Origin of the sequence: Tropicimonas sp. TH_r6 (genome assembly GCF_033101155.1) — a bacterium.
Classification (GTDB): domain Bacteria; phylum Pseudomonadota; class Alphaproteobacteria; order Rhodobacterales; family Rhodobacteraceae; genus Tropicimonas.
In genome coordinates this window covers 168,639-194,450 of sequence record NZ_JAWMPX010000007.1, presented here as the reverse complement: position 1 = coordinate 194,450, position 25,812 = coordinate 168,639, and the positions used below count along the sequence as shown (strand labels likewise).

The 25,812-nt window shown below is 63.6% G+C and carries 29 protein-coding genes; 7 read left to right on the top strand and 22 right to left on the bottom strand.

The genetic code is table 11. From position 1 onward, the window contains the following. Positions 1–10 precede the first annotated feature (10 nt). The 6 genes from R3X27_RS09655 to R3X27_RS09630 all read right to left on the bottom strand — a co-directional run bounded on the left by R3X27_RS09655 (position 11) and on the right by R3X27_RS09630 (position 5,053). Positions 11–826 (bottom strand): EcsC family protein, encoded by an 816-nt coding sequence (locus R3X27_RS09655; protein WP_317708644.1) that lies wholly within the window; start codon positions 824–826, stop codon positions 11–13. Next, positions 823–2,409, bottom strand: coding sequence for an AMP-binding protein (locus R3X27_RS09650; RefSeq protein ID WP_317708643.1), 1,587 nt, complete (start codon positions 2,407–2,409; stop codon positions 823–825). The genes R3X27_RS09655 and R3X27_RS09650 overlap by 4 nt, the downstream gene beginning before the upstream one ends. Before the next feature lie 106 nt (positions 2,410–2,515). After that, positions 2,516–2,980 carry a hypothetical protein gene (locus R3X27_RS09645; RefSeq protein ID WP_317708642.1) on the bottom strand — a complete coding sequence of 155 codons (465 nt, stop codon included), beginning with the start codon at positions 2,978–2,980 and terminating at the stop codon, positions 2,516–2,518. Next, the gene (locus tag R3X27_RS09640) at positions 2,967–3,488 is read right to left on the bottom strand and encodes a lysozyme inhibitor LprI family protein (protein WP_317708641.1); all 522 of its coding nucleotides are present in this window, start codon (positions 3,486–3,488) and stop codon (positions 2,967–2,969) included. Before R3X27_RS09640 ends, R3X27_RS09645 begins: the two co-directional genes overlap by 14 nt. Beyond that, positions 3,485–3,781 (bottom strand): DUF1622 domain-containing protein, encoded by a 297-nt coding sequence (locus tag R3X27_RS09635; protein ID WP_317708640.1) that lies wholly within the window; start codon positions 3,779–3,781, stop codon positions 3,485–3,487. Before R3X27_RS09635 ends, R3X27_RS09640 begins: the two co-directional genes overlap by 4 nt. Before the next feature lie 108 nt (positions 3,782–3,889). Next, on the bottom strand, positions 3,890–5,053 hold the full coding sequence (locus tag R3X27_RS09630) for an isovaleryl-CoA dehydrogenase (protein ID WP_317708639.1): 1,164 nt from the start codon (positions 5,051–5,053) through the stop codon (positions 3,890–3,892). Positions 5,054–5,320: 267 nt separating this feature from the next. Here R3X27_RS09630 and ispG point away from each other — a divergent pair, with 267 nt between their 5' ends. Continuing rightward, the gene (gene ispG, locus R3X27_RS09625; protein WP_317708638.1) at positions 5,321–6,448 is read left to right on the top strand and encodes a flavodoxin-dependent (E)-4-hydroxy-3-methylbut-2-enyl-diphosphate synthase; all 1,128 of its coding nucleotides are present in this window, start codon (positions 5,321–5,323) and stop codon (positions 6,446–6,448) included. A gap of 54 nt (positions 6,449–6,502) precedes the next feature. Here the strand turns inward: ispG and R3X27_RS09620 are convergent, their stop codons facing one another. Together R3X27_RS09620 and R3X27_RS09615 are read right to left on the bottom strand one after the other, a co-directional pair. Beyond that, positions 6,503–6,799: a CBU_0592 family membrane protein gene (locus tag R3X27_RS09620; RefSeq protein ID WP_317708637.1), complete on the bottom strand. Its 297-nt coding sequence runs from the start codon at positions 6,797–6,799 to the stop codon at positions 6,503–6,505. A 329-nt stretch (positions 6,800–7,128) separates the two neighbouring features. After that, the gene (locus R3X27_RS09615; protein WP_317708636.1) at positions 7,129–7,635 is read right to left on the bottom strand and encodes a GNAT family N-acetyltransferase; all 507 of its coding nucleotides are present in this window, start codon (positions 7,633–7,635) and stop codon (positions 7,129–7,131) included. Between the two features lie 265 nt (positions 7,636–7,900). Here R3X27_RS09615 and R3X27_RS09610 point away from each other — a divergent pair, with 265 nt between their 5' ends. Beyond that, positions 7,901–9,166 carry a TAXI family TRAP transporter solute-binding subunit gene (locus tag R3X27_RS09610; RefSeq protein WP_317708635.1) on the top strand — a complete coding sequence of 422 codons (1,266 nt, stop codon included), beginning with the start codon at positions 7,901–7,903 and terminating at the stop codon, positions 9,164–9,166. A gap of 264 nt (positions 9,167–9,430) precedes the next feature. Here R3X27_RS09610 and R3X27_RS09605 read toward each other — a convergent pair whose 3' ends face one another. The 13 genes from R3X27_RS09605 to R3X27_RS09545 form a co-directional block, all read right to left on the bottom strand. Beyond that, entirely contained in the window at positions 9,431–9,859 is a 429-nt protein-coding gene (locus R3X27_RS09605; protein WP_317708634.1) for a DUF302 domain-containing protein, read from the bottom strand. A 78-nt stretch (positions 9,860–9,937) separates the two neighbouring features. Further along, positions 9,938–11,206: an NAD(P)/FAD-dependent oxidoreductase gene (locus tag R3X27_RS09600; protein WP_317708633.1), complete on the bottom strand. Its 1,269-nt coding sequence runs from the start codon at positions 11,204–11,206 to the stop codon at positions 9,938–9,940. Between the two features lie 64 nt (positions 11,207–11,270). Next, entirely contained in the window at positions 11,271–11,981 is a 711-nt protein-coding gene (locus R3X27_RS09595; protein WP_317708632.1) for a c-type cytochrome, read from the bottom strand. Further along, entirely contained in the window at positions 11,981–13,030 is a 1,050-nt protein-coding gene (locus R3X27_RS09590; RefSeq protein WP_317708656.1) for a c-type cytochrome, read from the bottom strand. Before R3X27_RS09590 ends, R3X27_RS09595 begins: the two co-directional genes overlap by 1 nt. Before the next feature lie 349 nt (positions 13,031–13,379). Continuing rightward, positions 13,380–14,651, bottom strand: coding sequence for a sulfite dehydrogenase (soxC, locus tag R3X27_RS09585; protein ID WP_317708631.1), 1,272 nt, complete (start codon positions 14,649–14,651; stop codon positions 13,380–13,382). Positions 14,652–14,715: 64 nt separating this feature from the next. Beyond that, the gene (gene soxB, locus R3X27_RS09580; protein WP_317708630.1) at positions 14,716–16,419 is read right to left on the bottom strand and encodes a thiosulfohydrolase SoxB; all 1,704 of its coding nucleotides are present in this window, start codon (positions 16,417–16,419) and stop codon (positions 14,716–14,718) included. 99 nt (positions 16,420–16,518) lie between these two features. Then, complete coding sequence (gene soxA / locus R3X27_RS09575; RefSeq protein WP_317708629.1) at positions 16,519–17,370, bottom strand: sulfur oxidation c-type cytochrome SoxA; 852 nt, start codon at positions 17,368–17,370, stop codon at positions 16,519–16,521. Positions 17,371–17,453: 83 nt separating this feature from the next. Then, positions 17,454–17,783: a thiosulfate oxidation carrier complex protein SoxZ gene (gene soxZ, locus R3X27_RS09570; RefSeq protein ID WP_317708628.1), complete on the bottom strand. Its 330-nt coding sequence runs from the start codon at positions 17,781–17,783 to the stop codon at positions 17,454–17,456. Between the two features lie 24 nt (positions 17,784–17,807). Next, positions 17,808–18,224, bottom strand: coding sequence for a thiosulfate oxidation carrier protein SoxY (soxY, locus tag R3X27_RS09565; RefSeq protein WP_317708627.1), 417 nt, complete (start codon positions 18,222–18,224; stop codon positions 17,808–17,810). Positions 18,225–18,271: 47 nt separating this feature from the next. Continuing rightward, positions 18,272–18,754, bottom strand: coding sequence for a sulfur oxidation c-type cytochrome SoxX (soxX, locus tag R3X27_RS09560; RefSeq protein ID WP_317708626.1), 483 nt, complete (start codon positions 18,752–18,754; stop codon positions 18,272–18,274). Positions 18,755–18,953: 199 nt separating this feature from the next. Further along, positions 18,954–19,526 carry a thioredoxin family protein gene (locus R3X27_RS09555; protein ID WP_317708625.1) on the bottom strand — a complete coding sequence of 191 codons (573 nt, stop codon included), beginning with the start codon at positions 19,524–19,526 and terminating at the stop codon, positions 18,954–18,956. Positions 19,527–19,610: 84 nt separating this feature from the next. Further along, positions 19,611–20,126, bottom strand: a complete 516-nt coding sequence (locus tag R3X27_RS09550; RefSeq protein ID WP_317708624.1) for a thioredoxin family protein — start codon at positions 20,124–20,126, stop codon at positions 19,611–19,613. Between the two features lie 35 nt (positions 20,127–20,161). Beyond that, positions 20,162–20,896: a cytochrome c biogenesis CcdA family protein gene (locus tag R3X27_RS09545; protein WP_317708623.1), complete on the bottom strand. Its 735-nt coding sequence runs from the start codon at positions 20,894–20,896 to the stop codon at positions 20,162–20,164. Positions 20,897–20,967: 71 nt separating this feature from the next. Here R3X27_RS09545 and R3X27_RS09540 point away from each other — a divergent pair, with 71 nt between their 5' ends. The 5 genes from R3X27_RS09540 to R3X27_RS09520 all read left to right on the top strand — a co-directional run bounded on the left by R3X27_RS09540 (position 20,968) and on the right by R3X27_RS09520 (position 24,527). After that, the gene (locus R3X27_RS09540; protein WP_317708622.1) at positions 20,968–21,351 is read left to right on the top strand and encodes a thioredoxin family protein; all 384 of its coding nucleotides are present in this window, start codon (positions 20,968–20,970) and stop codon (positions 21,349–21,351) included. A gap of 158 nt (positions 21,352–21,509) precedes the next feature. After that, entirely contained in the window at positions 21,510–21,884 is a 375-nt protein-coding gene (locus R3X27_RS09535; protein ID WP_317708621.1) for a metalloregulator ArsR/SmtB family transcription factor, read from the top strand. 60 nt (positions 21,885–21,944) lie between these two features. Beyond that, on the top strand, positions 21,945–23,000 hold the full coding sequence (locus tag R3X27_RS09530) for a YeeE/YedE family protein (RefSeq protein WP_317708620.1): 1,056 nt from the start codon (positions 21,945–21,947) through the stop codon (positions 22,998–23,000). A 164-nt stretch (positions 23,001–23,164) separates the two neighbouring features. Continuing rightward, entirely contained in the window at positions 23,165–23,854 is a 690-nt protein-coding gene (locus tag R3X27_RS09525; RefSeq protein ID WP_317708619.1) for a DUF1045 domain-containing protein, read from the top strand. Positions 23,855–24,380: 526 nt separating this feature from the next. After that, the gene (locus tag R3X27_RS09520; protein WP_317708618.1) at positions 24,381–24,527 is read left to right on the top strand and encodes a hypothetical protein; all 147 of its coding nucleotides are present in this window, start codon (positions 24,381–24,383) and stop codon (positions 24,525–24,527) included. Between the two features lie 313 nt (positions 24,528–24,840). Here the strand turns inward: R3X27_RS09520 and R3X27_RS09515 are convergent, their stop codons facing one another. Then, the gene (locus tag R3X27_RS09515) at positions 24,841–25,788 is read right to left on the bottom strand and encodes an ABC transporter substrate-binding protein (protein WP_317708617.1); all 948 of its coding nucleotides are present in this window, start codon (positions 25,786–25,788) and stop codon (positions 24,841–24,843) included. Positions 25,789–25,812 lie beyond the last annotated feature (24 nt).

The following is a 25,812-nucleotide window of genomic DNA, read 5'->3' as shown; positions in this document are numbered from 1 at the left end:
TGCCGCAGCCTCACTCCGGCGCCGTCTCCTCCGCCGGTCCTTCCAGCATCCGCCGATGCATCAGCCAGCGCATCCGGTAGGCATAGCGCGCGGCCCGGCTCACATCCGTCTGGAAGCTCGCATTGACCACCGCCGCCACCGCGCCGCCAACAATCGGCACGACCCGCGCGCCGCCGCGTCCGGCAAGGCTGAAGCCCAACTGGCGCGCGATCCGCTCGATCACGGTGTCGGTCACCCATTCGCCGCCCTTCTCCAGCACCAGCCGCCCCTCCGGGCTCGCCAGATAGGCGGCCATCTCCGCCAGCGTTGAAATCGTGTCCTCGCGCCCGCTCTCCGCGCTTGCCGTGGCCACCTGCAACACCATCAACCGGAAAGCGCGTTCCTCCTCGCTGTCGCCGTCAAACCCGAAGGTCGCCCCCGTCGCCCGGACATTCCGTGCGGCCAGCGCGATGGTGGTCGGGATATCCGCGCTCATCCCAGCGGCACCGAAGAACCCCGCCGCGCCCCCGGACGCCGCGTTCGACCCCACGGCCCAGCCCTGAACCCGCCGCGCCGCGCGCTCGCAGGCCTCCAGGTCCTCGACCGAATGCGCGGAGCCCTGCCCCGGAAGCCTGTAGCCCGCCGCCCGATCCGCCATCTCCAGCCCCTGACGCACCAGCGCGGCCGGCACGATCCGCGCCACAAGCCCGCCGATCGGCGCCGTCAGCCGTTCCGCCCCGCGCCCCAGGCGGGTCGGCTTGCGGTCCTCGAAACGCTGCTGCTTCTCCAGGGCCTCGCGCAGGATATCCGCCGCCAGATGCGGCCGCCTGTCTGGTACCCGGCTCATTCAGGACCTCCTTGCTCAGCGAAAGCTTCAGCGATCTGGCGCAACTCGCGCCGAATGATCTTGCCACTGATCGTCATCGGCAGGCTCTCCACGAAATGCACGACACGTGGGTATTCATGCGCCGCCAGCCGTCGTTTCACATGGGACTGCAATGCCTTGCGCGTCTCCTCTGAACCATCCCAACCGTCGCGCAGCATCACGAATGCCGTCACGACTTCCGTCCGTTTCGGATCGGGCGCACCGACCACACCCGCGCTGGCAACCGCAGGATGGGTCAGCAGGCAATCCTCGACCTCGCCCGGCCCGATCCGATAGCCCGAGGAAGTTATCACGTCATCGTCACGCCCCTTGAAGCGCAGGAAGTCACCCTCCCGGAAACCGCGATCTCCGGTCAGCATCCAATCCCCGCGGAACTTCTCCGCCGTCGCCTTCGGATTTTTCCAATATTCCAACATCATGGAGGCCGATCCTCGCCGGACCGCGATCTCTCCCTCGCCCTGGCAGGGCACCCCATCCGCCCCGATCACCTCGACCTCGTGGCCCGGAACCGCCTTGCCCATCGCCCCAGGCAGCGGCGCGAATAGCGCTCCGCAAGCGCTTACGATCATGTTGCACTCGGTCTGGCCATAGAACTCGTTGATCTCCAAGCCGAAAGCCCGCCGGCCCCAGTCCAGCATCTCTGCCCCAAGCGGCTCGCCCCCACTTGCAACGCTGCGCAGCCCCTTGATCTTCACCCCTGCCGCTTTCAGCGCCCGCAACGCCGTCGGCGGAAAAAACACGTTCCGAACAGAAGTTTGTCGGACAATCCTCACGCATTCATCGGCCGAGAATTTCGTCATCCGCGCGGCCACCACCGGCACCCCATGCCAGAGCCCGGGCATCAGCACATCGAAGAGCCCACCAATCCACGCCCAATCCGCCGGCGTCCAGAGAACATCGCCCGACAAGGGCATGAGATCATGCGAAATTTCGACGCCCGGAAGATGTCCGCGCAGAACACGATGGGCATGTAAGGCGCCTTTGGGCCCGCCCGTCGTCCCGGAGGTATAGATCAGGATGGCGGGGTCTTCGGCCTCCGTTTCGCACGTCTGAAAAGCCGGCCCTTCCGGGCTGATTTCCTCGGCCACCAGCAAGGACCGGCCCGCCATCGCCTCGGCAAACTCCGCGCTGCCCAACCGCTCCGCCCCGTCCGGATCAGTCACGATCAACGCAGCCTCGGCATCGCCGAGCCGCATCGCCAGCGCTTCCGGCCCGAACAATGTGAAAAGCGGGATCGATATCGCCCCGACCTTCCAGACAGCAATATGGGCCGCCGCCGTCCAGGGCGATTGCGAGCGAAAGATCCCGATCCTGTCCCCGGGGCCGATCCCCTTCAGGACAAGCGAATGTGCCAGCGCATCCGCCATGGCGCGCAATTCTCCAAATCGCGTGATACGGTTTCCCGCCTCCAGCGGTTCGATTAGCGCCACGCGTTCCGGATCCGCCTCGGCCCAGCGATCACAGACCTCCGACGCCATGTTCAGTCGCGCCGGAATCTCCCAGTCACGCCCCGCCTGCAGGGCCGGATATGTCGGGCGCGACATCACCACCGGGTCCACGCGGGCGCAGCCCGCGCCACCGCGCGAGGATCTTCGATCCCGCGCAATCCCCCCACGCCGCCAGGCGCACCATATGTCCGGCGCGCAGCCCTCACGGGATCAGGAACCGCGGATCGAGCTGGGCAGCGAGCGACCGCAGCTTGGCAAGGCGCAGCGCCTGCGCGCGGTAGCCGCAGGAGACCAGCATCGTCTCGGGGACGTCATCGCAGAGTGTCACCGCCCCGGCGTCAATATCGACAAGGATCTCCGTGTAGCGCTCCTTCGCGAACTCCGGCACTCCCTCCAGCTCGGAAGGCATCCGTTCCAACAACCCCACCGCGCGTTGCTCCAGAGCTTCTGCCATTGCCGCCTCGCAGCCTAGCACATCCGCCCCGCAGACCGTGCGCGCGTCGTTGAAACAGGTGACGGTGGTGTTGGCGACGTCCCGCCCGGTCGCGCTCTCGACGAGACAGGCATCCATCGTCGCAAGCTCCGCCGGCCCAAGCCCCTCGGCCACAAGCGGTGCCGCGCCCAGCAAAAGCAGCGCTCCCGCGCGCAAGAGATCAGTTATAGCCATGTTCCAGCCGTATCTCCAGGATGAGCGCCTGCCGCGCGGTTTCATACATCAGGCAGCTGAGCGTTGCCGGACCGCCGCCTGTACCGCCGCCCCATTTGGCTCGCTCGTAATCGCAGGAAGCGTCGCGAAACGGGATCCAGACCCGCTGCATCGCCCGCAGCGCCTCCGACAGCGAGGGCGCGGAGGAGCCGATCTCGGCCATCTCCGTATCGATGGCCTTGTCCTTCGCCATGACCTGCCCGTAAGCCACGTTCAGCCTCCCATCCCAATAGGACAGCTCCTGATCGAAACAATATCCCATCCCGACCGTCGTGTAGCCGGCGGAATTCGACTCCATGCAGGCGTTGGCCGAGGCCCCGACACAAGCTTCACGGGCGGGCAGGTCCGCAGCTCCGTCGAGGCAGGCTTCCGTGGCCATGGCGGAGAAGTCCGGCAGGTCCTGCGCCAATCCGGGTCCCGCCACCAGAAAACAGAGACTACCACAGAATATCAGTATGTTACGGATCATAGTTCAGGGTTCTCCTTGATCTGAAGCACTTCCCGGCTCAGGAAGTGACTGATGGCCGAGCGGATCGCGACGAGCAGGCCAAGAAAGAGCAGGTCCCCGAGATCGAGGCTGAGTGCGGTGTGCATGATGTCGGAGACGATGAAGACCGTCAGGCCGGCCAGCACATAGCGCGCCAGTTCGATCCGCTCCGCATTCACGATCCGCGCCCGCACCGGCTTGTCCAGCTTGGTCTCGGCCCGCAGGAACCCCACAAGAAATCGCAGGACACCGATCATCATGATAAAGATCGCCAATATATCGATCCACGCCGCCAGGTGCTCCAGGAAAAACGTGATCCCCGGATAGTCGGTATGAAGGAGGCTCGGTGTGCCCTCCCAGAATCGCCCGGATGTCTCCACGGCTTACCCCATTGTCTGCATCATCTCCCGACCGATGAGCATCCGTCGAATCTCGGACGTGCCGGCACCGATCTCCATGAGTTTTGCATCGCGAAAGAGACGACTGACAGCGGAATCGTTCATGAACCCCGCCCCGCCCATCGCCTGCACCGCCTGATGCGCCTGGGTCATCGCCGCTTCGGAGGAATAAAGCACGCAGGCCGCCGCGTCCTGTCGGGTGACCTCGCCCCGGTCACAGGATTTCGCCACTTCGTAGACATAGGCCCGCGCCGTGTTCATTGCCGTGTACATGTCGGCCATCTTGGCCTGCATGAGCTGGAAGCTCCCGATCGGCTGACCGAACTGCTGGCGATCCCGCATATAGGGCATGATTTCGTCGAGGCAGGCCGCCATGATGCCGGTGCCGATCCCCGCCAGCACCACGCGCTCATAGTCGAGCCCGCTCATCAACACGCGCACCCCGCGCCCCTCCTCGCCCAACACATTCTCGAAAGGCACTTCGACATCCTCGAAGACCAGTTCGGCCGTGTTCGAGCCGCGCATCCCGAGCTTGTCGAAATGCTTCGAGGTTGAAAACCCGGCCATGGACTTCTCGACGATGAAGGCGGTGATCCCCTTCGCGCCCGCCTCAGGGTCAGTCTTGGCATAGACGACAAGCGTGTCCGCATCCGGTCCGTTGGTGATCCAGAACTTGGTGCCGTTGAGCAGGTAATAGCCGTTGCGTTTCTCGCCGCGCAGTTTCATCGAGACCACATCCGAGCCGGCCCCCGCCTCCGACATCGCAAGCGCGCCAACGGTTTCTCCCGAGATCAGCCCGGGGAGGTATTTGCGCTTCTGTTCGTCCGAGCCGTTGAGCTTGATCTGGTTGACGCAGAGATTGGAATGCGCGCCATAGGACAGCGAAACCGAGGCCGAGGCGCGCGCGATCTCCTCCACGGCGATGGTATGGGCAAGATAGGACATGCCGGCGCCGCCATGTTCTTCCGGCACGGTGACGCCGAGCAGCCCAAGCTCGCCCATCTCGCGCCAGAGGTCCGCCGGGAACTCATTGCCGGAATCGATCTCGGCCGCGAGCGGCTTGATCCGGTCCTGCGCCCAGCGGTGCACCATGTCCCGCAGGGCAGCCGCTTCCTCGCCAATATCGAAATTCATCACAGACATGAACATGACAACAGGGCCTCCCCTCCCCGTTATTTGAACAAGTGTTCAAATACGTTGCATGGATGCGCGCGCCGGTCAATCGCGGATTTTCGGCAAGACCCGGACGAGCCGCTGGTGCAGAGCGCTGTAGGGCACGGACTCAAAGCCGAAGGCCGCCGTGCCAGCACCTCCTGTTTGTTGCCCGGAGAACGGCAACTCCGTTCGCTTCCCCCTGTTCAGCTTTCCGCCGAAACCCTGTAGAGAGAATCCGTCGATCAGCACCGGAGCCCTGACATGTCGATGAATCACATACGTCCCTGGCGGAATATCGAGCGCCGCCCGAGCCGGCAGATCTCGGTCGGGTCGGTCAAGGTCGGGGGCGACGCGCCGATCTCGGTGCAGACGATGACCAACACCATCACCACCGATATCCCCGCGACCATCGCGCAGGTTCAGGCCGCTGCCGATGCCGGCGCCGACATCGTCCGCGTTTCGGCACCGGACGAGGCCAGCGCTCGTGCGCTCAAGGAGATCGTGGCCGAGAGCCCTGTGCCCATCGTCGCCGACATCCATTTTCACTACAAACGCGCCATCGAGGCCGCCGAATCCGGCGCTGCCTGCCTGCGGATCAACCCGGGCAATATCGGCGACGAGAGCCGGGTGAAGGAAGTGATCGCCGCCGCGCGGGACCATGGCTGCTCGATCCGCATCGGCGTCAATGCCGGTAGCCTGGAGAAACACCTGCTCGACAAATATGGCGAACCCTGCCCCGACGCGATGGTCGAGAGCGGGCTGGACCATATCCGCATCCTGCAGGACCACGATTTCCACGAGTTCAAGATCTCCGTGAAGGCGTCGGACGTGTTCATGGCCGCGGCCGCCTACCAGCAACTCGCAGACGCCACCGACGCTCCGATCCATCTCGGCATCACCGAAGCCGGCGGGTTGATGTCCGGCACGGTGAAATCGGCCATCGGGATGGGGCAGCTCCTCTGGATGGGGATCGGCGACACGCTGCGCGTCAGCCTCTCGGCCGATCCGGTCGAAGAGGTGAAGATGGGCTTCGAGATCCTGAAATCGCTCGGCCTGCGCCATCGCGGCGTCAACATCATCTCCTGCCCCTCCTGCGCGCGACAGGGCTTCGACGTGATCAAGACGGTCGAAGCGCTGGAGAAGCGGCTCGAACATGTGAAGACTCCGATGAGCCTGTCGATCATCGGGTGCGTTGTGAACGGCCCGGGCGAGGCGCTGATGACGGATGTCGGCTTTACCGGGGGTGGTGCCGGCAGCGGCATGGTCTATCTCGCGGGACAGCAGAGCCACAAACTGTCCAATGATCAGATGATCGACCATATTGTCGAACAGGTCGAAGCAAAGGCGGCGGAAATCGAAGCGGCAACGAAAGCCGAGGCCGCCGAATAGCAGCCTGGGCACCCGCATCTGTCGTGAAAGGCGCGGGCGGACGGCCCGCCCGGGCTACTCCGCCGGGAAGGCCACTCCCGTGCTCCGCGCCGGACGCCGCCACAATCCCCAGAGACCGAACCAGATGAAACCGATCTGGATCAGGAAAGCGCCGAGATTGAAAGCACCAACCAGGCTGAGAAGGACAAGGCAGGCGGCGATGATCTTGGAGACTGCATAGGCGGTCCCGTTGCCGCAGGCGCGGTCGCATTGCACGAGGGCGAAGCCGCCGACGTAAATGAACGACCCGATCACACCGGAGATTTGAAGGACAATCGGCAAGTGGTCCGAAATGGGCACGAAATCGAGCATCGAAACGATCCAATAGCTATTGATCCGGCTGGCGCCGGCGAAAACAAAACCCCGACACGCGGCCGGGAAGAGAATGAATCCGAACGGGCGGCGCGAAAAAACAGTGCCAGTCCGGTGAGTGCCGGCCGAAACGGCCAGTCGTTCCCAAATCGCGGGGAAATGCGACCCCCGCTGCCGTCAGTTGAATGCCCTCCGGATGGACCAGACGGCAGAGCCGGAACTGTCAAAATGCTCAATTCCTGCCCCGCTGTCATACATCAAAAGGTCGCGCGAGGCACGTCTGGAAAACCGGACTTTCCAAAACGGGTTTCACAGACCCGCTCAGGGACCTAGACCCAGCCCGCCGGCAGCGCACCATTGGCCGGCAATTCCAGCCGGAAGCGCGGCCCGCCCGGCGCCTGGCGTTCGAAGCCGAGTGCATCATAGATCTCCTGGGCGCGGGAATTGTCAGCATGGGTCGAGACGGTGAGCCGTCCGCATTCCTGCCGCCGCGCCTCGGCCACGGTCGCGGCCACGAGATGCCGTCCGATTCCGGCGCCACGATAGGCGGGCTCGACGAAAAGATGGTGCAAATCCATGATCCGCAGGCCGAAATGAAGATGCGGCAACGGGCAGAGCAAGGCGTAGCCCGCCAACGCGCCCTGCCGCTCGGCCAACAGCGCCTGGGAACAGGCTGTCGGGCCAAAGAGGTCCCGCTCCAGCGTGCGCAGCGAAGCGGTGGCGCGGTCGCCGTGATGGGCGGCAAGGGCCGCAATCATCTCCAGCAGGCGCGGGGCGTCCCGCCGGGTGGCTCCGCGAATCCGCGAAATCGGCGCGCCGGATTCAATCTCTGTCATGTGCATGTCTCAAGCTCCTGTCATTGGCGAACCGCCACGAGAAGCTGTGTGAGAAACAAGAAAGCCGCCCGTGGCGGCCTTCGGTCTGGGTGAATCCGTCCGGCCGCTCCTATATGGAACGCGGCCAATAAAATCGGGAGGCGGAGTCACGGGTCATGGCGGCGTGATGCGCCAATCGCTGCGCGACGTCAAGATACGATTTGCCCGATTGGAAAGCCCGGCGCGGCTGTGGCAGGGTCGAGGAGCGCACGAATCCGGGGGGCAAATGCGTCTTTCATCCGTGATCCTGGCCATCGGCCTGCTGCTGGCCCTGGCGGCCTACCTGCTGCGGGACCTGCCACCGCCAGACCAAATCCGTTTCGCCGCCGGCGGGCGGGATGGCGGCTACTGGAACATTGCCGAGCAATACCAGGAGATCCTGGCGCGGGACGGGATCACGGTGGAAATTGTCGAGACAGCCGGCTCGGTGGAGAATCTCGGGTTGCTCGCGACGGATGACGTTGATGTCGGCCTGTTGCAGGGCGGCATTCCCGCCGAGGGCCTGCCAATCAACGCACTCGGAACGGTGCTGGTCGAACCAATCTTGGTCTTTGTCAATAAGAACAGCAGCGTGCCGGCCAATCCCAGCCTCTGGGACGGCTTGAGGATCGCGCGTGGGGGGGCGGGCTCGGGCACACGCGTGGCCGTGGACGAACTGCTGACCAGACTCGGCGTGGCCGACCGAAACGAGCTTTCCGATCTTGGTGGCGAGGCGGCAGGAACGGCGCTGCTGGCCGGTGCGCTGGACGTGGCGATCTTCGTGGCGCCCGTGGGCGCCGAGTATCTCAAACCGCTCTATGCCTCCGAAACTGTCGACCTGCTGCGGCTCAGTCATACCGACGCGATCTCGCTTCGCCTTCCGTTCAGCCGCGTCGCCACGATCCCGTCGGGGGCGATCTCGCTTGGCCCCGTCATCCCCCGTGCGGCCATGCCGACGGTGACGCTGCTGGCGCGGCTGGTGGCCGTCGAGGACTTGCACCCGGCAATTGTCGACCGCCTCGTGCTGGCGGCGCGCGAGATCCATGGCGAGAACGGGATTTTTGCACAGCAGGGCCAGTTCCCTACCACCGAAGCCGTTGACATGCCGATCGACGCCGGCGCGCTCAAGCTCCTGATCGAGGGACAGAGCGCTTTTCATGACTGGCTGCCCTACTGGATCGCGGCCCAGATCCGGCGGGTGCTGCTGATCCTGCTGCCGCTCATCTTCCTGGTGATCCCGGCTTTCCAGGTGCTCCCGGTACTCTATCGCTGGACGATGCATCGTCGGGTCTGGCGCCACTACGCCGAGATCCGGAAGATCGAACTGGACCTCACGGAGGAGCTTGACGCAGAGGCGTTGCGGGGGCTGGAAAAGCGGCTCGCAAGGATCGATCGCCAGCTTGCCACGATGCGCTTGCCGCCGCCCTTCCGCAGCGGGGCCTATGATGCGCGGCTGCATATCGAGCTGGTGCGGCGCCGGATCTCGGAGTTTCTGGGGACAGACGCGGTCTAAGAGTGTTTGCCTGTGCTTCGGGAGCCGGGTGGGTGCCAGACCGTGCGCGCACGCGGCGCTAACCTCCACAGGTCGCGCATTGCGCCAGCCAGATCCGAAATGGACCGGAGTGATGCGCGCTGATGGAAAAGCGCCAGACCGCAGGAGCGGCCTGGCGCTCGCCCGGCGCCTTCGGCTCGTTACCGGGCGAAGCGGCGCTCCCCCCAGGGCCCCGCCAAGCATTCCCGGACACGTCTCCGAAGACGCTGTCTCAATAGGGTCCGCCTAGTTCCCGACCGCTTCCTGTGCGATCCCGGCCAGCAGCTCCTGCACCTGTTGCATCGGTCCATCGGGATAGACACGGTGGCCGACCTGGACTGTGCCGCCCGCATCCGTGACAAAGATGTTGTAGGGGCAATGGACGATATTCATCGGGTCCGCCTCCATCACCGCCCGCGAGACCTTTGCCGAGCAGAAGAGGAAGATATCGGCGGCGTCAAAGATCTTCACATCGGAGCCGACATCCGCGCCAGTGCGGTTGAGCATCTCGCCAGTATGGCTGACATAGTCGATCACCAGCCCCTGCCCGACAATCGCGCTCTCAACGGCGAAGGTCGCATCGTCAAAATCGCCGTCAAAGTCATAAAGTACGGCCTCCTCGGCGGCGGCAGGCAGCGCAACGGCTATCGCGGCAGCGGCAAGAATAGTCTTCATGATTGGGTCCTCCCCGATGGGTCTGTTTTGGGTCACGGGGGCGACGCACCGCCCCCGCCTGTCTTTTCGCCCGGTCGATCAGCCGAACATGTCGGCCGTGATCCCTGAATACCAGCCAACGGATTCCTCAAAGGTCGTCTTGCGCAGCTCCGCATCTTCGCCCGTCTGGGAGATGAACCCGTCCACCTTGGCGATTTTCTCCTCGGTCGCCTCATAGGTCGCGCCGACCTTGACGCCATTCTCCGTCGAGATCAGCGACCAGCAGGTATTGGTGAACTTGGCCGGGAAAACCTTGGAGCCGGTCAGCGCGCCCCGGATCGCCATCGCGGCGACCTTGGCCTGGCTATTGGCGGCAAAGCCCGATTTCGGCATGTCGCCCTGGTTGGTGGCATCCCCGAGAACGTGGATATTCTCGTCGATCCGGCTCTGCATCGTCGCCGGGACGACCGGCGCCCAGTTGCCCTCGGTCACGCCCGCCATCTCGCAGATCTTGCCGGCCTTCTGCGCCGGGATCACGTTGCAGACATCGACCTTGTTGACGTCACCATCGATATCAACCGTCATCTCTGCCGGGTTGACCGTGACATTCCCGCCGCCGAAATCGGGACCGAGCCGCTCGACCATGCCACCGTAATGCGCCTCCCAGCCTTCCTCGAACAGCGCCTGCTTGGAGAATTTCTCCTTCGGGTCGGCGATGAGGATCTTGGCGGTCGGATTCACCTCCGAGAGCTTATGCGCGATCATCGAGATCCGCTCATAGGGGCCCGGCGGGCAGCGGAACGGGTTCGGCGGCGCGACCATGCAGAACAGGCCGCCCTCGGGCATGGCTTCGAGCTGCTTTTTCAGCAGTTCGGTCTGCGAGCCGCCCTTGTAGGCATGGGGCATGGCGTTCTGCGACGTGACATCCCAGCCGGGAACCGCGCCGTCGACGAAATCGATGCCGGGCGCGAGGACGAGCCGGTCATAAGGCAGCTTGGCGCCGCCGGAGAGCGAGACCTCTTTCGCGTCACGGTCGATGCCGGTGGCGAATTCATGGATGACATTGATGCCATAGTCGGAGGCAAGCTTGCCATAGCTGTGGCCGATGGAGGCGAGGTCGCGGAAGCCGGCGATATAGAGATTGGAGAAGAAGCAGGTGTAATAGGTCCGGGTCGGCTCGACCAGAGTGACATCGATGCCGCCCTTGCTGTCCTTGGCCAGGTAGCGGGCGAGGGTCGCGCCCCCTGCCCCGCCGCCGATCACGACGACCTTCGGCTTGCCGTGATTGTCGCCCCAGACCGTGGGCGCGGCAAGCGAAGCCGTCAGCGCGGCGGAACTGCCAAGAAACAGGCGTCTGTTGAGTTTCATAATCGTGTCCTCCCTTGCATTGTTCCGGCTCGATAGCCGGCAGGCTTAGCCCGTTATCCGGGTCTTATTCTTGGCCGAGCGCCTTGAAATAGGAGGCGACGGCGGCGATCTCTTCGTTGTTGAGCCGGCCGGCCATCATCTGCATGACCGGGTGCTCACGGACCTTTTCCTTGTAAGCATGCATGGCGATGACGAAGTCCTCTTCCGGCCAGCCGGTGACCGAGGGGATGCCATCCGTCTCGCCATCGGCGCGGTGGCAGGTCAGGCATTCCGACGAAAGATATTCGCCATATTCCGGGTCACCGACAATGGAGAGGATCTCCGGATCGACGCTGTGATCGGTGCCGATGGCGGTTGGCGCGGCTTCGGGGATGTCCTGCGGATTGTCCGAGTTCTCGCGCAGCCAGGCGAGCACATCGGCGCGCTCCTGGGGATCCTTGATGCCCCTGAAGGTCATCTTGGTGCCTTTGAGGAAACTGCGTGGGTCGGTGATATAGGCGTCGAGCTGGTCAAGATCCCAGACACGCCCTTCCCCGCCCGCAGCCTTCATCGCCTTGGAATAGCGATAGCCCTCGGCCGCGCCAAAGACCCGTCCGAAGATGAAATTGAGATTGGGCCCGACCTTGTTGGACGCATTCGGGCCGATGCGATGGCAGGTCCGGCACTGTTTCCAGAACTCCGCGCCCCGCTCCACATCACCAAATTCGCTTGCCCCGACAGGTATCGGAGCAAGCAGGATCGCGGCCAGCGCCGCGAGATATCGCGGCGCGTCCATTACGGATGAGCCTTCAGGAAGGCGATGATCGCGGCAGTATCGGCCTCCTTCTTGAGGCCGGCAAAGGCCATCTTATTGCCCTTGAGGAATTTTTTCGGCGCTTCGAGATAGGCCGCGAGGGTTTCCTCATCCCAGACCATGCCGCCGCTGCCGGCTTCGACCATGACCTTGGAATATTTGAAGTCCGCGCCGGTGCCGGCCGAGCGGCCGATCACGCCGTTGAGGATCGGGCCAACCTTGTTCTTGGCGCCCTCTCCGACCTGGTGACAGGCCTTGCACTTCTTGAAGACCTTCTCGCCGGCGGCGACCAGTTCGGGATCGACGGCCTCCTCTGCGGGGGCTGCCTCCTCGGCGGCTGCAGGGGCCTCGGCTGGCGCTGCGTCAGCAGGCGCAGCGGCGGCAACTTCCGTCGCTTCCGCCGCCGGAGCTTCCTCGGCAGCGGCCTCCTCGTCGCCTTCCTCTACCGGGATTGGATCCTTGAACAGCACATGCTTGGTGATCTCGACCGTTTCCTTGCAATTCTCCATGCAAGGCTCCTGGCTGAAGAGCGGCAGCTCGGTCTCGGCCCGGTCGTCGATGATGAATCCGCCGGCATTGGGCATCTCGACATCGAGGAAAGTCTCCTTCGACAGCACGAAATCATCGTCCACGAGATCGTTCGAATAGAGCATATAGGCCACGATGGCATAGACATCGTCATCCGACATGGTCTGCGCGGCGCCGAAGGGCATGGAGCGGCGGACATAGTCGAACGCCGTCGAGAGATAGGGCCAGTAAGAACCGACCGTCTTCAGCGGGTCCTCGTGATCGAGCGTGTCCATGCCGCCGGCCAGCTTGGGCCAGTTGTCGACGCCCTCTGCGAAATCGCCATGGCAGACGGCGCAATTGTCGGCAAAGACCTCCTCGCCGGTCCAGACATCGCCCTCGCCCTCGGGCAGGCCGGTACCGTCGGGCAGGATGTCGATATTCCAGGCGGCGACCTCCTCGGGCAGCGCCGGACGGCCAAGGCCAAACTTGCCCATCGGCGCGGCGGTGTCGTCGCCGGCCATCGTGTCAGTGTCGCCAGCGCCGTCCAGCGTATCGGTGGCACCGTCCACGGCGGCGGCGGTCACGGCCGCGGCCGTGGCGGCTTCGGCGACAGGCGCCTCTTCGGTCTCCATCGTGCCGGAATCGGCCAGTTCGGTGGCGTCCTCGGCAGGGTCCGCAGCCTCCGCGACCTCTTCTGCGGCCTCTTCCGCGACAGGCTCTGCCACGCTCTCAGCGCTCGCCGTGTCGTGTTGGGCAGCGGCCATTTCGGCGTCATGCGCGGCCATTTCCGCCTTGTGGGCGGCGCGTTCTGACAGGCCAACCGACAGCGCGATGGCGGAAACGCCGACCACGCTCACAAGGGCCAGTTGATTAGGAAATTTCGACATTTTCGGCCTCCCCGTTCGCATTGACCCACCAGGTCTGGATGCCGTTATTATGATAGATCGAGTTCAGCCCGCGCACCTCGCGCAGCTGGTCCTTGGTCGGCTGGATATAGCCGGTCTCGTCGCGGGCACGGCTTTGCAGGAGCATCTCCTCGCCGGTCCAGTCGATATCGAGATAGAAGCGCGTCATTGCCTTGGACTGCCCCGGAGCGCCGAGACGCGCCTTCTGCCAGGTCTTGCCGCCATCGATGGTCACGTCGACCCCGGTGATCGCGCCGCGACCGGACCAGGCCAGACCGGTGATCACAAGCGGACCGGACCCATGCTTGATCGGCGCTTGCGGGCTGGGCGCGGTGATGACGGATTTGGCGTCCATCTCCCAGGTCCATTTCCGCGACGTGCCGTCTTCCAGCGTGTCGGTGTATTTCGAGGTCTCCTCGCGGCTCTCCACAGCGACTTCCGTCACCTCGAAGCGGCGCAGCCACTTGACCCACATATTGCCCTCCCAGCCGGGCACGACGAGGCGGGCCGGGTAGCCATGTTCCATCCGCAGCGCCTCGCCATTGGCCTTGAAAGCGACGAGACAATCGTCCAGCGCTTTTTCGATCGGGATCGAGCGGCCATTGGAGGAGGCATCCGCGCCCTCGACATAGACCCACTTGCCCTCGGGCTTGACACCGGCCTCGTTCAGCAGCGTGCGCAGGCTGACGCCCGAATATTCCATGTTGTGGATCATGCCATGGGTGAACTGGGCGCCGTTGAGCTGGGCGCCGGCCCATTCCATGCCCGAGTTCGCGGCGCATTCGCAGAAATAGATGCGGTTTTCGCGCGGGAAACGCTCCAGATCCTCATAGGTGAAGACCAGTTCCTGATCGACCAACCCGTTGATCATCAGCCGGAAATCTTCCTTGCGCAGCTCGATGGCGCCGGAATGGTGACGCTCGAAAGCGCAGCCCTGAGGCGTGATCGTGCCGTCCAGCGCGTGGATCGGCGTGAAGTTGATCGAGGAGATCGTGTCGGCGGTCAGCCATTCCACATTGCGACGCACGACGTCGCTCTCGAACTCGATCGGCAGCCCGTAGGGCGAGGCGTCGACACCGGCGCCAGTGGAGCTGGCCCAATCCTGCATTTCGGTGATCAGCGGGTCTGGCCCGGCGGCCTTGGCGGTGGCGGCAGCCACGGCACCGGCTCCGGCGGCGGCGGCCCCGGTCAGGAACTGGCGACGCGAGGCGCCATTGCCCTTTTGCTTGGTGGTCATCGGAGATGTCCCTCCCTTGGTGTCATGAAGGCCGCCGGGCGGTCCCGACGGCGCGTGTCTGTGTTCAGGTTCCGGTGACTTTCACGGATGTGTTTTGCGAGGTGCTGACCGTGCCGAGCGCTTTGATGTGGTTTTCGACCACGTCCCAGATCTGCGGCCCTTCGGTGGCCTCGTTCACGCTCGCCCAGCCCGCGACAATATAGGTCTTGGCGGGGTCGATCTGCTCGCCGGTCTTGAGCAACGTCATGTTGGAGATCCGCGACCCTTGCGGCTTGGAGACGTCGATGTCGTAGCCCATGCCGCCGATGCGGACCATGTCCCCGCCCTGCTGGTAATAGGGGTCGGTGTTGAACAGGTTGTCGGCCACGTCTTCCAGGATCACATGGATGAATTCGCCGGTCATTTCCGAGCGATACGCCTTGCCATAGGTCATCGAAGTGACGTTCCAGATATCCTCTCGGGTGATGTCCTGCCCCGGCAGGATCGACGGCCCCCAGCGGACGCCCGGGCTCATGGCGATATCCGCCTCGCGCTCGGAGATCAGCGCGTCGCAGATCACGTCATCCCAGGTGCCGTTGAAATTGCCGCGCCGATAGAGGACCGACTCCATGTCGAGCTGGCCGATCACTTCGGTGAGCTTGTCGAGATAAGGTTCGCGCTGCTCGTCGATGAGCTGGGTCATCTCGGCGTCGGGCTCGATCACGTCGGAGAAGATCGGGATCAGCTTGTGCTTGAAGCCCATCATCTTGCCGTCGCGCACGTCCAGGTCGACGCGGGAGACGAACTTGCCGTTGGAGCCGGAGGCGATGATGATCGTCTCGCCAACCAGCACCGGCTCGGGCACGGCGTCATGAGTGTGGCCGGAGAGGATCACGTCGATCCCCTGCACGCGGGAGGCCATCTTCTTGTCCACGTCGAAGCCATTATGGCTGAGCACGACGATCAGCTCGGCGCCCTCGGCGCGGGCTTCGTCGACCTGCTCCTGCATGCGCTCGTCGCGGATGCCAAAGGAGTATTCGGGGAACATCCAGCCCGGATTGGCGATGGGCATATAGGGGAAGGCCTGCCCGATCACGGCGACCTTAGTGCCGCCGCGCTCGAACATCTTGTAGCTCTCGAAATTCTCCGAGGGCTCTTCCCATTCCTTGTCGAAGATATTCTGGCCAAGCGCCGCGAAGGGCAGATCCTCGAGGATCTCGTGCACCCGGTCCGAGCCCAGCGTGAACTCCCAGTGGAAAGTCATCGCGTCCGGGGCCAGCTTGTTCATCACGTTGACCATGTCCTGGCCTGCGGTCTGATAGCAGGTATAGGAGCCGTGCCATGTGTCGCCGCCATCGAGCAGCAGCGCATCGGGGCGCGCCGCGCGGATGGAGTTGACGACAGTGGCGACGCGGTCGAGCCCGCCAACCTTGCCATATTCCGCACCCAAGGCAGCGAAGTCATTATAGGTCAGCGCATAAGCGGAGGGGGAGCCGTCCTCGATGCCGTACATCTTGCGATAGTCGGCGCCGGTCACATGCGGAATCTGGCCGTTCGCGTCGCCCACGCCGATATTGATCTCAGGCTCGCGGAAATAGATCGGCTTGAGCTGGGCATGGATGTCGGTGACATGGATCAGCGTCACATTGCCGAACGTGTCGAAGTCCAGAAGCTGGTCCTGCGTCAGCGTCTGCTGCGCGGCCAGCCTTGCCCAGTTGCCGAAGCCCGAGCCGCCCACGATGGAAGCCGCGGCCATCGAAACCTGCAGAAAATCACGACGCGAGATCATGCGTATCCGTCCTCTGTTACCGCCAACATATGCGGTTTATTGAATGAATCTACTCACAGAAAACCCCGCAAGGCCAAAGCCTTGCGGGGCATACTTCACTTAGTTACGAACGGACGGGCCTTCGACAGACAGACCGTTGCCGCGGGATGCAACATAGAGTTCAAGCGCCACGAATTCGGGGCTGCCCGGCGCGTAGGTCTCGGCGCGGGTGTCGCGCACGCAGCCCTTGAAGCGGGCATGGACCGAGTTCAGCTTGGCATTCTTCAGCCGGTAGGCCGGGAACCCGTTGGTATGACCCTGGCTGAGATGGTCGGCGCGGATCATGTTACCGTAATTGTCCTCGTGACAATTGGCGCAGGACAACTCGAGCTGGCCGGTGCGGGTGTAGTAGAGCTCCTTGCCCTCCTCCCAGGTCGCTTCGGCCGGGCCATCAACGGCCACGCTCATCGGCATGCCGCGCGAGACCGACGAGATCAGCGCCACCATGTTGGTGATGTCCGCTCCGTCGTATTTCCACGCCTCCGCGCCCATGCGCTCGGTGCGGCAGCCATTGATCGCCATTTCCAGCGTCCAGACGGCTTCGGCGGCGTCGTTCCACTTGGGATAGACCGTGCGGACGCCGACCATGGTTTCCTCAGCACTCTCATGGCAATCCGCGCAGGACTTGCCTTCCGAGCCCTCGGCCATCGCCCAGGAGTCCATCGCCGCCTCGACACCGAGCATGCCCGGGTTGTCGAAATCGTCCATCTCCAGCTGCTGTGTCTCGTCGGAGCGGAAATGCCATCCCGAAATCAGCTCGCTGAGCCCGTCGATATACTCTGGCGCATCCGTCTTGGTCACGATCTCGATCTCCTCATTGATCGTGAGCGTGTCGTCATCGGCATCGGCCGCGGCGAAACCGGCGGAAAGGGCAAGCGCGCCAGCCAGCGCCGTCATTGCCTTGAATTTCATCTCGTGTCCTCCCTGTGGGTGAGCCCGCCCCGGTCGTTCGGTTGCCGGAACGGGCAGTCCTTCAGCGCCCCAAAGGAGCGAGATCAGCCGATCGCGATCTGCTTGGCGGTCTCGTAGACATCGCCGTCATCATCATACCAGGTGAACTTGAATTCCCCGGCTTCCGGTACCATCGAGTCGAATTCGACATACGGGTTGGTCGAGATCGCCGGCTCCATCGTCACGTCGATGACCGACTTGCCGTTGAACTCGCAGGTAAAGCGATTGATGATCGAGCGCGGGATCAGGTTGCCGTCCTTGCCCTTGCGCTGACCGGATTCCATCTTGTGCGAAATCAGGGTCTTGATCGTGATCGTATCGCCAGCGGCTGCCTTTTTCGGGACTTTCACGCGGGGCTTAACACCATCTGCCATAGTCTTGTCTCCTGAATCTGATGCTTAGCCGCCGCAGCCGCCAATGGTGACCTTCACGGTCGAGGACGCCTTGACGAAAGAGCCGTCGGCCATCTTGGCGATGGCAAGCACGTCCTGCGTGCCGGCGAGGCGAATGCGGGTCGAAGCGGCCTGGGAGGCCGCCATCTCGCCGAACTTGAACTCGGCCACACCCGGGGTCGGGTTGCCGGAGGCCAGCACGAGGATCGCAACTGCGCCCGGCGCATCGACCCCGATCGGAACCGTGTTGCCGTTCTCGGCGATCTCTGGAGCGGTGAGCGTCAGACCACCCTCGCCTGCTTCTGCACCACCGGTAAAGGCGGCAATGCTATCCTCGACGGCGGCGTTCACGCGGAAGGGCATGAAGCCCATCGCGGCGGCGCCAAGGCCGAGGGCCAGCGTCTCGCGTCGTGAGAAATTCATCTCTCTCTCCTTGGTTTCCGGACCCGTCACCGGGTCCGATTGCGTTGTTATTCTTCCTTCAGCGTCACGAGGAACGCGACGAGGTCCTCGATCTGCTGCGCGCTCAGAAGCGGCGTGATCTCTTCGGGAGCGATGCTCTTGCCCGTGTAGGCATTGCCCGGACGGGTGAAGCCATCGACCTTGTAGAAGGCCGGCATAATCGTGCCGTCATAGGTCTTCTTGGCATTGGCGACGATGCCGCGAATCTCGGCTTCGCTCCAACGATCGGCCACGCCGTCAAGCGAGGGGCCGACATTGCCCGGGAACGGCACATCGCTGAGCGCCGTCACCTCGTGGCAGGAGACACAATTGCCGATGGACTTGGAGCCGAAGGCAGCGGCCCCTTCCTCCGCGCTGCCGGGCTGACCAGACAGCGAGGCGGCCACGGCGCCATATTCGTCATAGGCGACATCGCCCGGCGCGACGGCCTCGGCATGGGCCATTGGCACAAGAATGAATGCGGCAAGAGCCGCGGAAATAGCACGTTTCATATGTCCTCCCGTAGCGACGCATTCGCGTTGGCTGCGATGTTCCTCCGTCCGCTCGGCATACCGTAGCGCACGGATTTCCGCGAAGGCAACAACAAATTCATCTATCTGAATTCTGATTGCGCATCAGGATAGTTACGATGGCGGCGCATCACCGTTTCAAATGTTGCGCCGTACCGCCAAAAACATCCCAAAAGCGCTATTAACCAGCGCGTTCAGCGATCTTTCGAGCGTGATATCGCTGAAACTCGGCGTCCTCGCCATCGCTCTCATAGAGCTTCTCACGCACCCAAGTGAGCATGTCCAGCGTGGTGCCGGCCTTGAAGGCGCCGGGCATGATGGCAACCGCCGCCTGAGTCGCGGCCGCCCCCTCGGGCACTTTTTCGCCCAGGAAGAGAATCGACGGGGTGAACATGATTCCCCATTTCCGCGCCATCTGCTTCTCGGTTCGGGTATCGCCGTCGAAATCGGTCACCTCGGTATCGCCGTAGAGATTCATCTGCACGACGAAGAAATTCTCCTCGAGATAGGCCGCGATCTCGGGGCGCACGAAGACTTCTTCGTGCATCTGTTTGCAATAGATGCAGCCACGCTGTTCGAAGATCAGCATCAGCCGTTTGCCTTCCGCATTGGCCTCCTCGAGATCCTCGGCCAGATCCTTGAACGTGTCGCGCATCCAGTCGGCCTTGTGCAGCCCGTCCTCGCCGATCTCCGCGACCGCCAGCGGTGCGGCCAGACACAGCGCGATCAGCGCGCCCAGAACCTTCTTCAACATGTCTTCCTCCCCAGTACTGCGCCCGCAGGCCCCTCTTGGCCCACGGGCCTGAAATCCGGCGCCCCGTCCCGCGCCCGTCCGCGATCAGCCGCCCTTGTAGCCCTCGCGGCGAACCCATTCGAGCATGTCCAGCGTCTGCTTGGCCGAGACTGCGCCCGGGATGACCGCGACCACGCCCTGCGACAGGGTCCCACCCGCGGGCACCTGCGTGTCGACGAACAGGATCGTCGGGGTCAGCAATATCCCCCATTTTCGCGAGATCTGGCGCTCGCTGCGCCGGTCGCCGTCGAAATCGGTGACCGGCTTGTCGCCTTTGAAATTGATCTGCACGACATAGTAGTTTTCGTTGAGATAGCGCGCGATCTTCGGGCGCGAGAACACCTTCTCATGCATCCGCGTGCAATAGAGGCAGCCCCGCTGTTCGAAGATCAGCATCAACCGCTTGCCCTCCGCGTTTGCGGCAGCAAGGTCGGCGGCAAGATCCATCGAGGTCTCCCGGATCCAGGGCGCATCATGCAACCCGTCCGCGCCAACCTCCGCGTAACCAGGCGCTACCGCCAGGAACAGTGCCGCCACAGCGGCCAGAATACGCATTCCCATGTCTTTTCTCTCCAAACCTTCGCCCGGGCGTCGGCTCAGCCGATCGTGGGCATGAATTTCAACATCCACTCGGCAACAAGGTTAACCGAGTCCGTGCCGATCAACAGCCCAAACAACACAAGGAGCACACCCATAGCCTTCTCGACCATCGGCAGGTGCTTTCGAAACCCCTTCATCCAACGCATGAAGGGACCGATGAAAAAGGCCGCGAGCACGAAGGGGGCGGTCATGCCGATGCCATAGACCAGCAGCATCCCGACGCCTTGCCCGATCCCACCGCCATCCATCGCCACTGTCATGAGAATCGCGGCCAGTACCGGCCCGACACAGGGCGTCCAGCCAAAGGCGAAGGCGAGCCCGATCACATAGGCGCCCAGGACCGAGACATTGGAGGTATCCCCCGCCTCGGCGCGGAATTGTCGATAGAGAAAGCCGATCCGGATCACGCCGAGAAAATGCAGCCCCATGGCGATGATGATCGCCGCCGCGACGAAGCGCAGGATATCCATGGACTGTCCGATCAACTGCCCGAAGGCCGAGGCCGACGCGCCAAGCGCCATGAATATCGTAAGAATTCCGGCCGAGAAGAAGATCGACGAGATCACCGCGCGCCGGCGTATATCGGGCGGAACCTCGCCCTCCGCCGTGATCTGGTTCATCCCCGTTCCGGCCATATAGGACAGGTAGAAGGGTACGATTGGCAGGATACAGGGCGACAGAAACGACAACAGCCCGGCCAAAGCGGCCCCCGCCCAACTGATTTCGGGCATTGTGCCCTCCCCTTGTCCTATTCACACATTCAGATTATGTTGGGGGAAGCGCGACAGTCAATCGGACGAGTATGCCTTCCATTGCAAGAAATCTGCGCCCGGCCTTGGCCGGGATCGCCTTCGGCCTGTTTTGCGGGCCGGCCTTGGCCGTGGAGCTCGTGATGGTGGAACAGGCGGGATGCCACTACTGCGCCCGCTGGAATGCAGAGATCGGCCCGATCTACCCGAAGACCGAGGAAGGCGCCTATGCGCCCCTGCGTCGCGTGGAACTAGGCGGCGACGAGATGGAAAAGCTCTCGCTGACACGTCGGGTGAGTTTCACCCCGACATTCGTGCTCGTTGATGGGGTGGGCGCGGAACTGGGTCGTCTGGAAGGATATCCGGGCGAGGACTTTTTCTGGGGCCTGCTGGACCGCATGCTCCGGGACTTGACCGATTACGGTGTGCCGTCCTGAGAACGGCTGCCGGGATCGGATTCGAGGGGAGATCGCTGAGGGTGCGGTGCGTTGCGCAGCGGCCTCATTCAGGGCCTTTTCGGCCGAAAATCTGGGGTTTTGCTTGCAAGCGGCCCCTCTGGATGCGACGGGCGCGTCGTGAATGCTATGGATGTATTATGGAAGACCTGACAGCGCAGGAGTTCGAGACGATACTCCCGGTCATCGACGACGGGACATCGCAAGAAGAGATCGACCGGATCGTGACCAAGGCCACCCAGGCCAGCAATTTCCTCAAGGCGATCAGCCATGAGGGACGGCTGATGATCCTCTGCCACCTCGTTTCCGGCGAAAAGTCGGTGACCGAGCTGGAGCGGCTCCTCTCCGCGCGCCAGGCTGCTGTGAGCCAGCAGCTCTCGCGGCTGCGGCTCGAAGGGTTGGTCACGCCGCGCCGTGATGGCAAGACGATCTACTACTCCTTGACCGACGAACGGCCGCGCAAGATACTCGAAGTCGTTTACGAGCTGTTCTGCAAGGACAGCGACGCCTGCTGAGCCGGTAGAGACGCGCGACACGCGCATCCCCCGGGCCAGCCAGCTTGGGGAGGGCTGCGCATGGGCGAGCTTGTGGGAGACGCCACGCTCGTGGCCATACTTGGGTTCATCGGCGGGTTGGGGCTTGGGCTCGCGGCTCGCTTCGGGCGTTTCTGCACCCTCGGCGCCATTGAGGACGCGCTTTATGGCGGCTCCGATATCCGCCTGCGCATGTGGGCCATCGCCATCGGAATCGCCGTGCTCGGCGCCTTCGGCCTCGCGGGCAGCGGGCTGCTTGATCTCTCCGACAGTTTCTATCTCAACAATGGCTGGAACCCGGTCGCTCATATCCTCGGCGGGCTGGTCTTCGGCTATGGCATGGCGCTGGCCGGCAATTGCGGCTACGGCGTGCTCGCCCGCGTCGGCGGCGGCGATCTGCGCGCCTTCGTCATCGTGCTGGTCATGGCCATCGCCGCCTATTCGGTGATCTCCGGCCCCTTCGCCGCCTTGCGTGTCCGGCTCTTCCCGGACGGGCTTCTCGGCACGGACGCCCCAGCCGGCTTTGCCCACCTGCTCGCCAGCGCCACCGGCCTCTCCCCAATCCATCTCGGCCTCGCCATCGGCGCGCTCATCCTCGCCGCCGCCCTCGCACCTGCCCGGATGCGCGCCGAGCCTGACGCGGTTTTCTGGGCCTGCATCGTCGGCGCCTCCATCGCCGCTGGCTGGGCCGCCACTGCATTTGTCGCCGAACGGTCTTTCGACGCAGTCCCCGTCGAGAGCCACACCTTCTCGGCGCCACTCGGCGACACCGTCCTTTACGCAATGCTCGCCTCCGGCATGGAGCTGAATTTCGGCGTCGGCTCGGTCGCCGGCGTGCTCTGCGGCGCCTGTATCGGCTCGCTCCGGCGCGGGCATTTCCGCTGGGAGGCCTGCGAGGATCCGCGCGAGCTACGGCGCCAGATCGCCGGCGCGGTGCTGATGGGGTTCGGCGGCGCCATCGCCATTGGCTGCTCCGTCGGTCAGGGCCTCTCGGCCTTTTCCCTGCTCGCCTTCTCCGCGCCCCTGACCCTTGGCGCCATCATGCTCGGCGCCTGGCTCGGCCTGCGCCAGTTGATACAAGGCTTTGCGACGCTCTGAACCCTGGCGCCGGAGGCCCGGACGAGCCTTTCCGCCGCATGGAACCCTGCCCCCCCGTCCGCCGCGCCCACCGAACAGGAAGACGGCCCCGGAAAGGCCCTTCCCATGTGTTGCCTCTCGCGGTGCGGTCGCCAATATGCTAACCGCGCTGAAGGAGGCTCGCCATGGACGGTTTCACACGCTTCGCGCTCTATTATGCTCCCCCCGATGGCCCCCTCGCCGATTTCGGCGCGAGCTGGCTCGGCTGGAACCCGCGCTCTGGCCGCAAGATGGCACATCCCGCCCTGCCCGGCCTGCCGATGCCGATTGCCGAAATCACCCGGGAACCGCGCAAATACGGTTTTCATGGCACGCTCAAACCGCCCTTCCGGCTCAAACCCGGCTTCGACGTGTCCGAATTGCACAACGCCACCGAAGCGCTCGCCGCGACGCTGCCGCCCGTTCTGCTTGACGGGCTGAAGCTGTCGAAACTCGACTCCTTCCTTGCGCTCCTCCCCGAAGGCGACACCACGCAGATCGCCCTGCTCGCAGCCCGCGTGCTCGAGGCGCTGGACGGGTTCCGCGCCGCTCCCGAGGAAACCGAGCTGGAGCAACGCCGCGCCGCAGGCCTCTCCCCGCGTCAGGAGGTACTGCTCCAGCAATGGGGCCATCCCTACGTGATGGAAGAGTTCCGCTTCCACCTGACACTGTCGGGCAAACTGTCCCCAACCGAGGCCGACGCCGTTGCTGGTCACCTGCGCCCGGTCATCCAGCCGCTCCTGCCGCGGCCCTTCCGCATCCGCGAAATCTGTCTCTTCGGCGAAGGTCAGGACGGTCGTTTTCACCACTTGCATCGCTACACCCTCTCCGGCTGAATCGCCCGCACCATTTGCGCCACAATCGGGTATGTGGCCGAGAGGTTTGGCTGATCCGCGCAAGATCTTCTTCGAGTTTTAGGTAATTTGGCGTGGATCTCGCCTATGCCGGGAGCGTTCCCCGGAGGCCCCGATCCGTCGCGCCGCAGATTGTGCGTCGGACCGATCTGCCGTGACAGGTCGTCTGGCGTCTTCCTTGAACGCCCCAACCCGGCCTGCGAAACACCCATATCATACTGTAATTTATAATATTTTCCTCGCTTCGGATTTAGACGCCGCCTTCGCCCCGGCATGTGCCGCACCGACCGCGTGCTTTGCATCGGAACCCGTCGCCAGCCTGCCCGGGCTGGATTTCCGTGGGACGGAAGGCGGGTAGCCCGCCCCTCGTGTGCTGACATCACGACCGACTGGGCCAACACGCCGCAACCTCCGTGAGCGGAAATGTAAGTTTTTTGACTCTTCTTCGTCATGACGCCGCCCAAATTCGCTGCGAAATCCCAGACCAACGACGAATAAGGAGACTCTCATGGAATGGATTGCACAGATTACGATTGGTGACCTGATCCTGTCTTTCATGGCATGCTGCCTCATCCACGAGATGCTTATTGCGGTCCTGCCCGACGAGGTTGCCGGCCCCGGCGGCTGGTTGATCGACACCGGCACCGATGAGTGACCGCGGGCAGTATCCGCCTGTGTGACGCCCCCTCTCTTCAAAACACATCCTGCCCGGATTGACCGGGCAACAGGTGCAAGCTTCGAGTTGCGGACGGTATCTCGGGGTCCTGACGAAGACGAACGCAGAATGCCTCTCCGCCAGTCCGAACCGAGCAAGCGTTCCTGTGGAAGCGTTTCAACGCCTCCCCTTCGCACACAATCACAAGACAGAAAAACCCTGCCAGCGGCATGCTGACAGGGCCAATCCCCTGACTCGGGGAGAGCGGACGGCACTGCGCCTGAGCAGCTTGCCCGCCCGCTCCCTAACCTGATCAGAACGGGCTGTCGGGATAGTAGAACTTCTCGGCATTGTCCTGGGTGATCAGGACCGAGCCGATCACGAACTTGCCGGAGACCGGCGCGTTGGAGACGAAGTTCAGCGCCGTCATCTCGATGGCCGTGGCGGACATTGACGGCGGATAGGTCACGTTCGCCTTGATCGTTGCATCGCCATCGGCCACGCGCTTGATCATCTCCTTCATGCCGGCACCGCCAAGTACCCACATCTCGTCCGTGCGGTCCGCTTCCTTCATCGCGCCGAGAACGCCGATGGCCATGTCGTCATCGGAGGCCCAGACAGCGTCGATTTCCGGATATTTGGACAGGAAGTCCTGCATCACGGTGAAGGCGTCGTCGCGGTTCCAATTGCCATGCTCCATGGCCAGGATCTCGATGCCGGAGCCTTCGATCGCGGCCTGGAACCCCTCGACGCGCTCATTGTCGATGGTCGTCGGGATGCCGCGCAGAACGACGATCTTGCCGCCATCGGGCATCATTTCCTTGAAGAACATGCCAGATGTGGTGCCGAAGCCAGGATTGTCGCCGGCCACGTAAAGGTCTTCGATGCCGTCCTCGGAGAGGCCGCGGTCGATCACGGTGACCCAGGCGCCGGAGGCCTTCACGCGCTTCACGGGGGCCGTCAGCGGCTCGGATTCGAAGGGCAGCACGACCAGCGCGTCGATATTGCGCGTGGCCATCATGTCCTCGATATCATTGACCTGCTTGGCGGGGTCGGACGCGGTGGAGAGGACGAAATCCAGCTCCGGATAGGTGGCTTCCAGCCGCTCAATGGTGGTCTTTGCATGGAAGTTCATGCCGCCGGCCCAGCCATGGGTCGCGGCCGGAATGGACACGCCGATGATCGTGGTCTCGGCCATCGCCACGCCTGCTGCCAGAATGGTCGCAATCGCCGTGGCACCGAAGAGATGCTTCATTTTCATGGTCTTCCTCCCTAGATTGCCCCG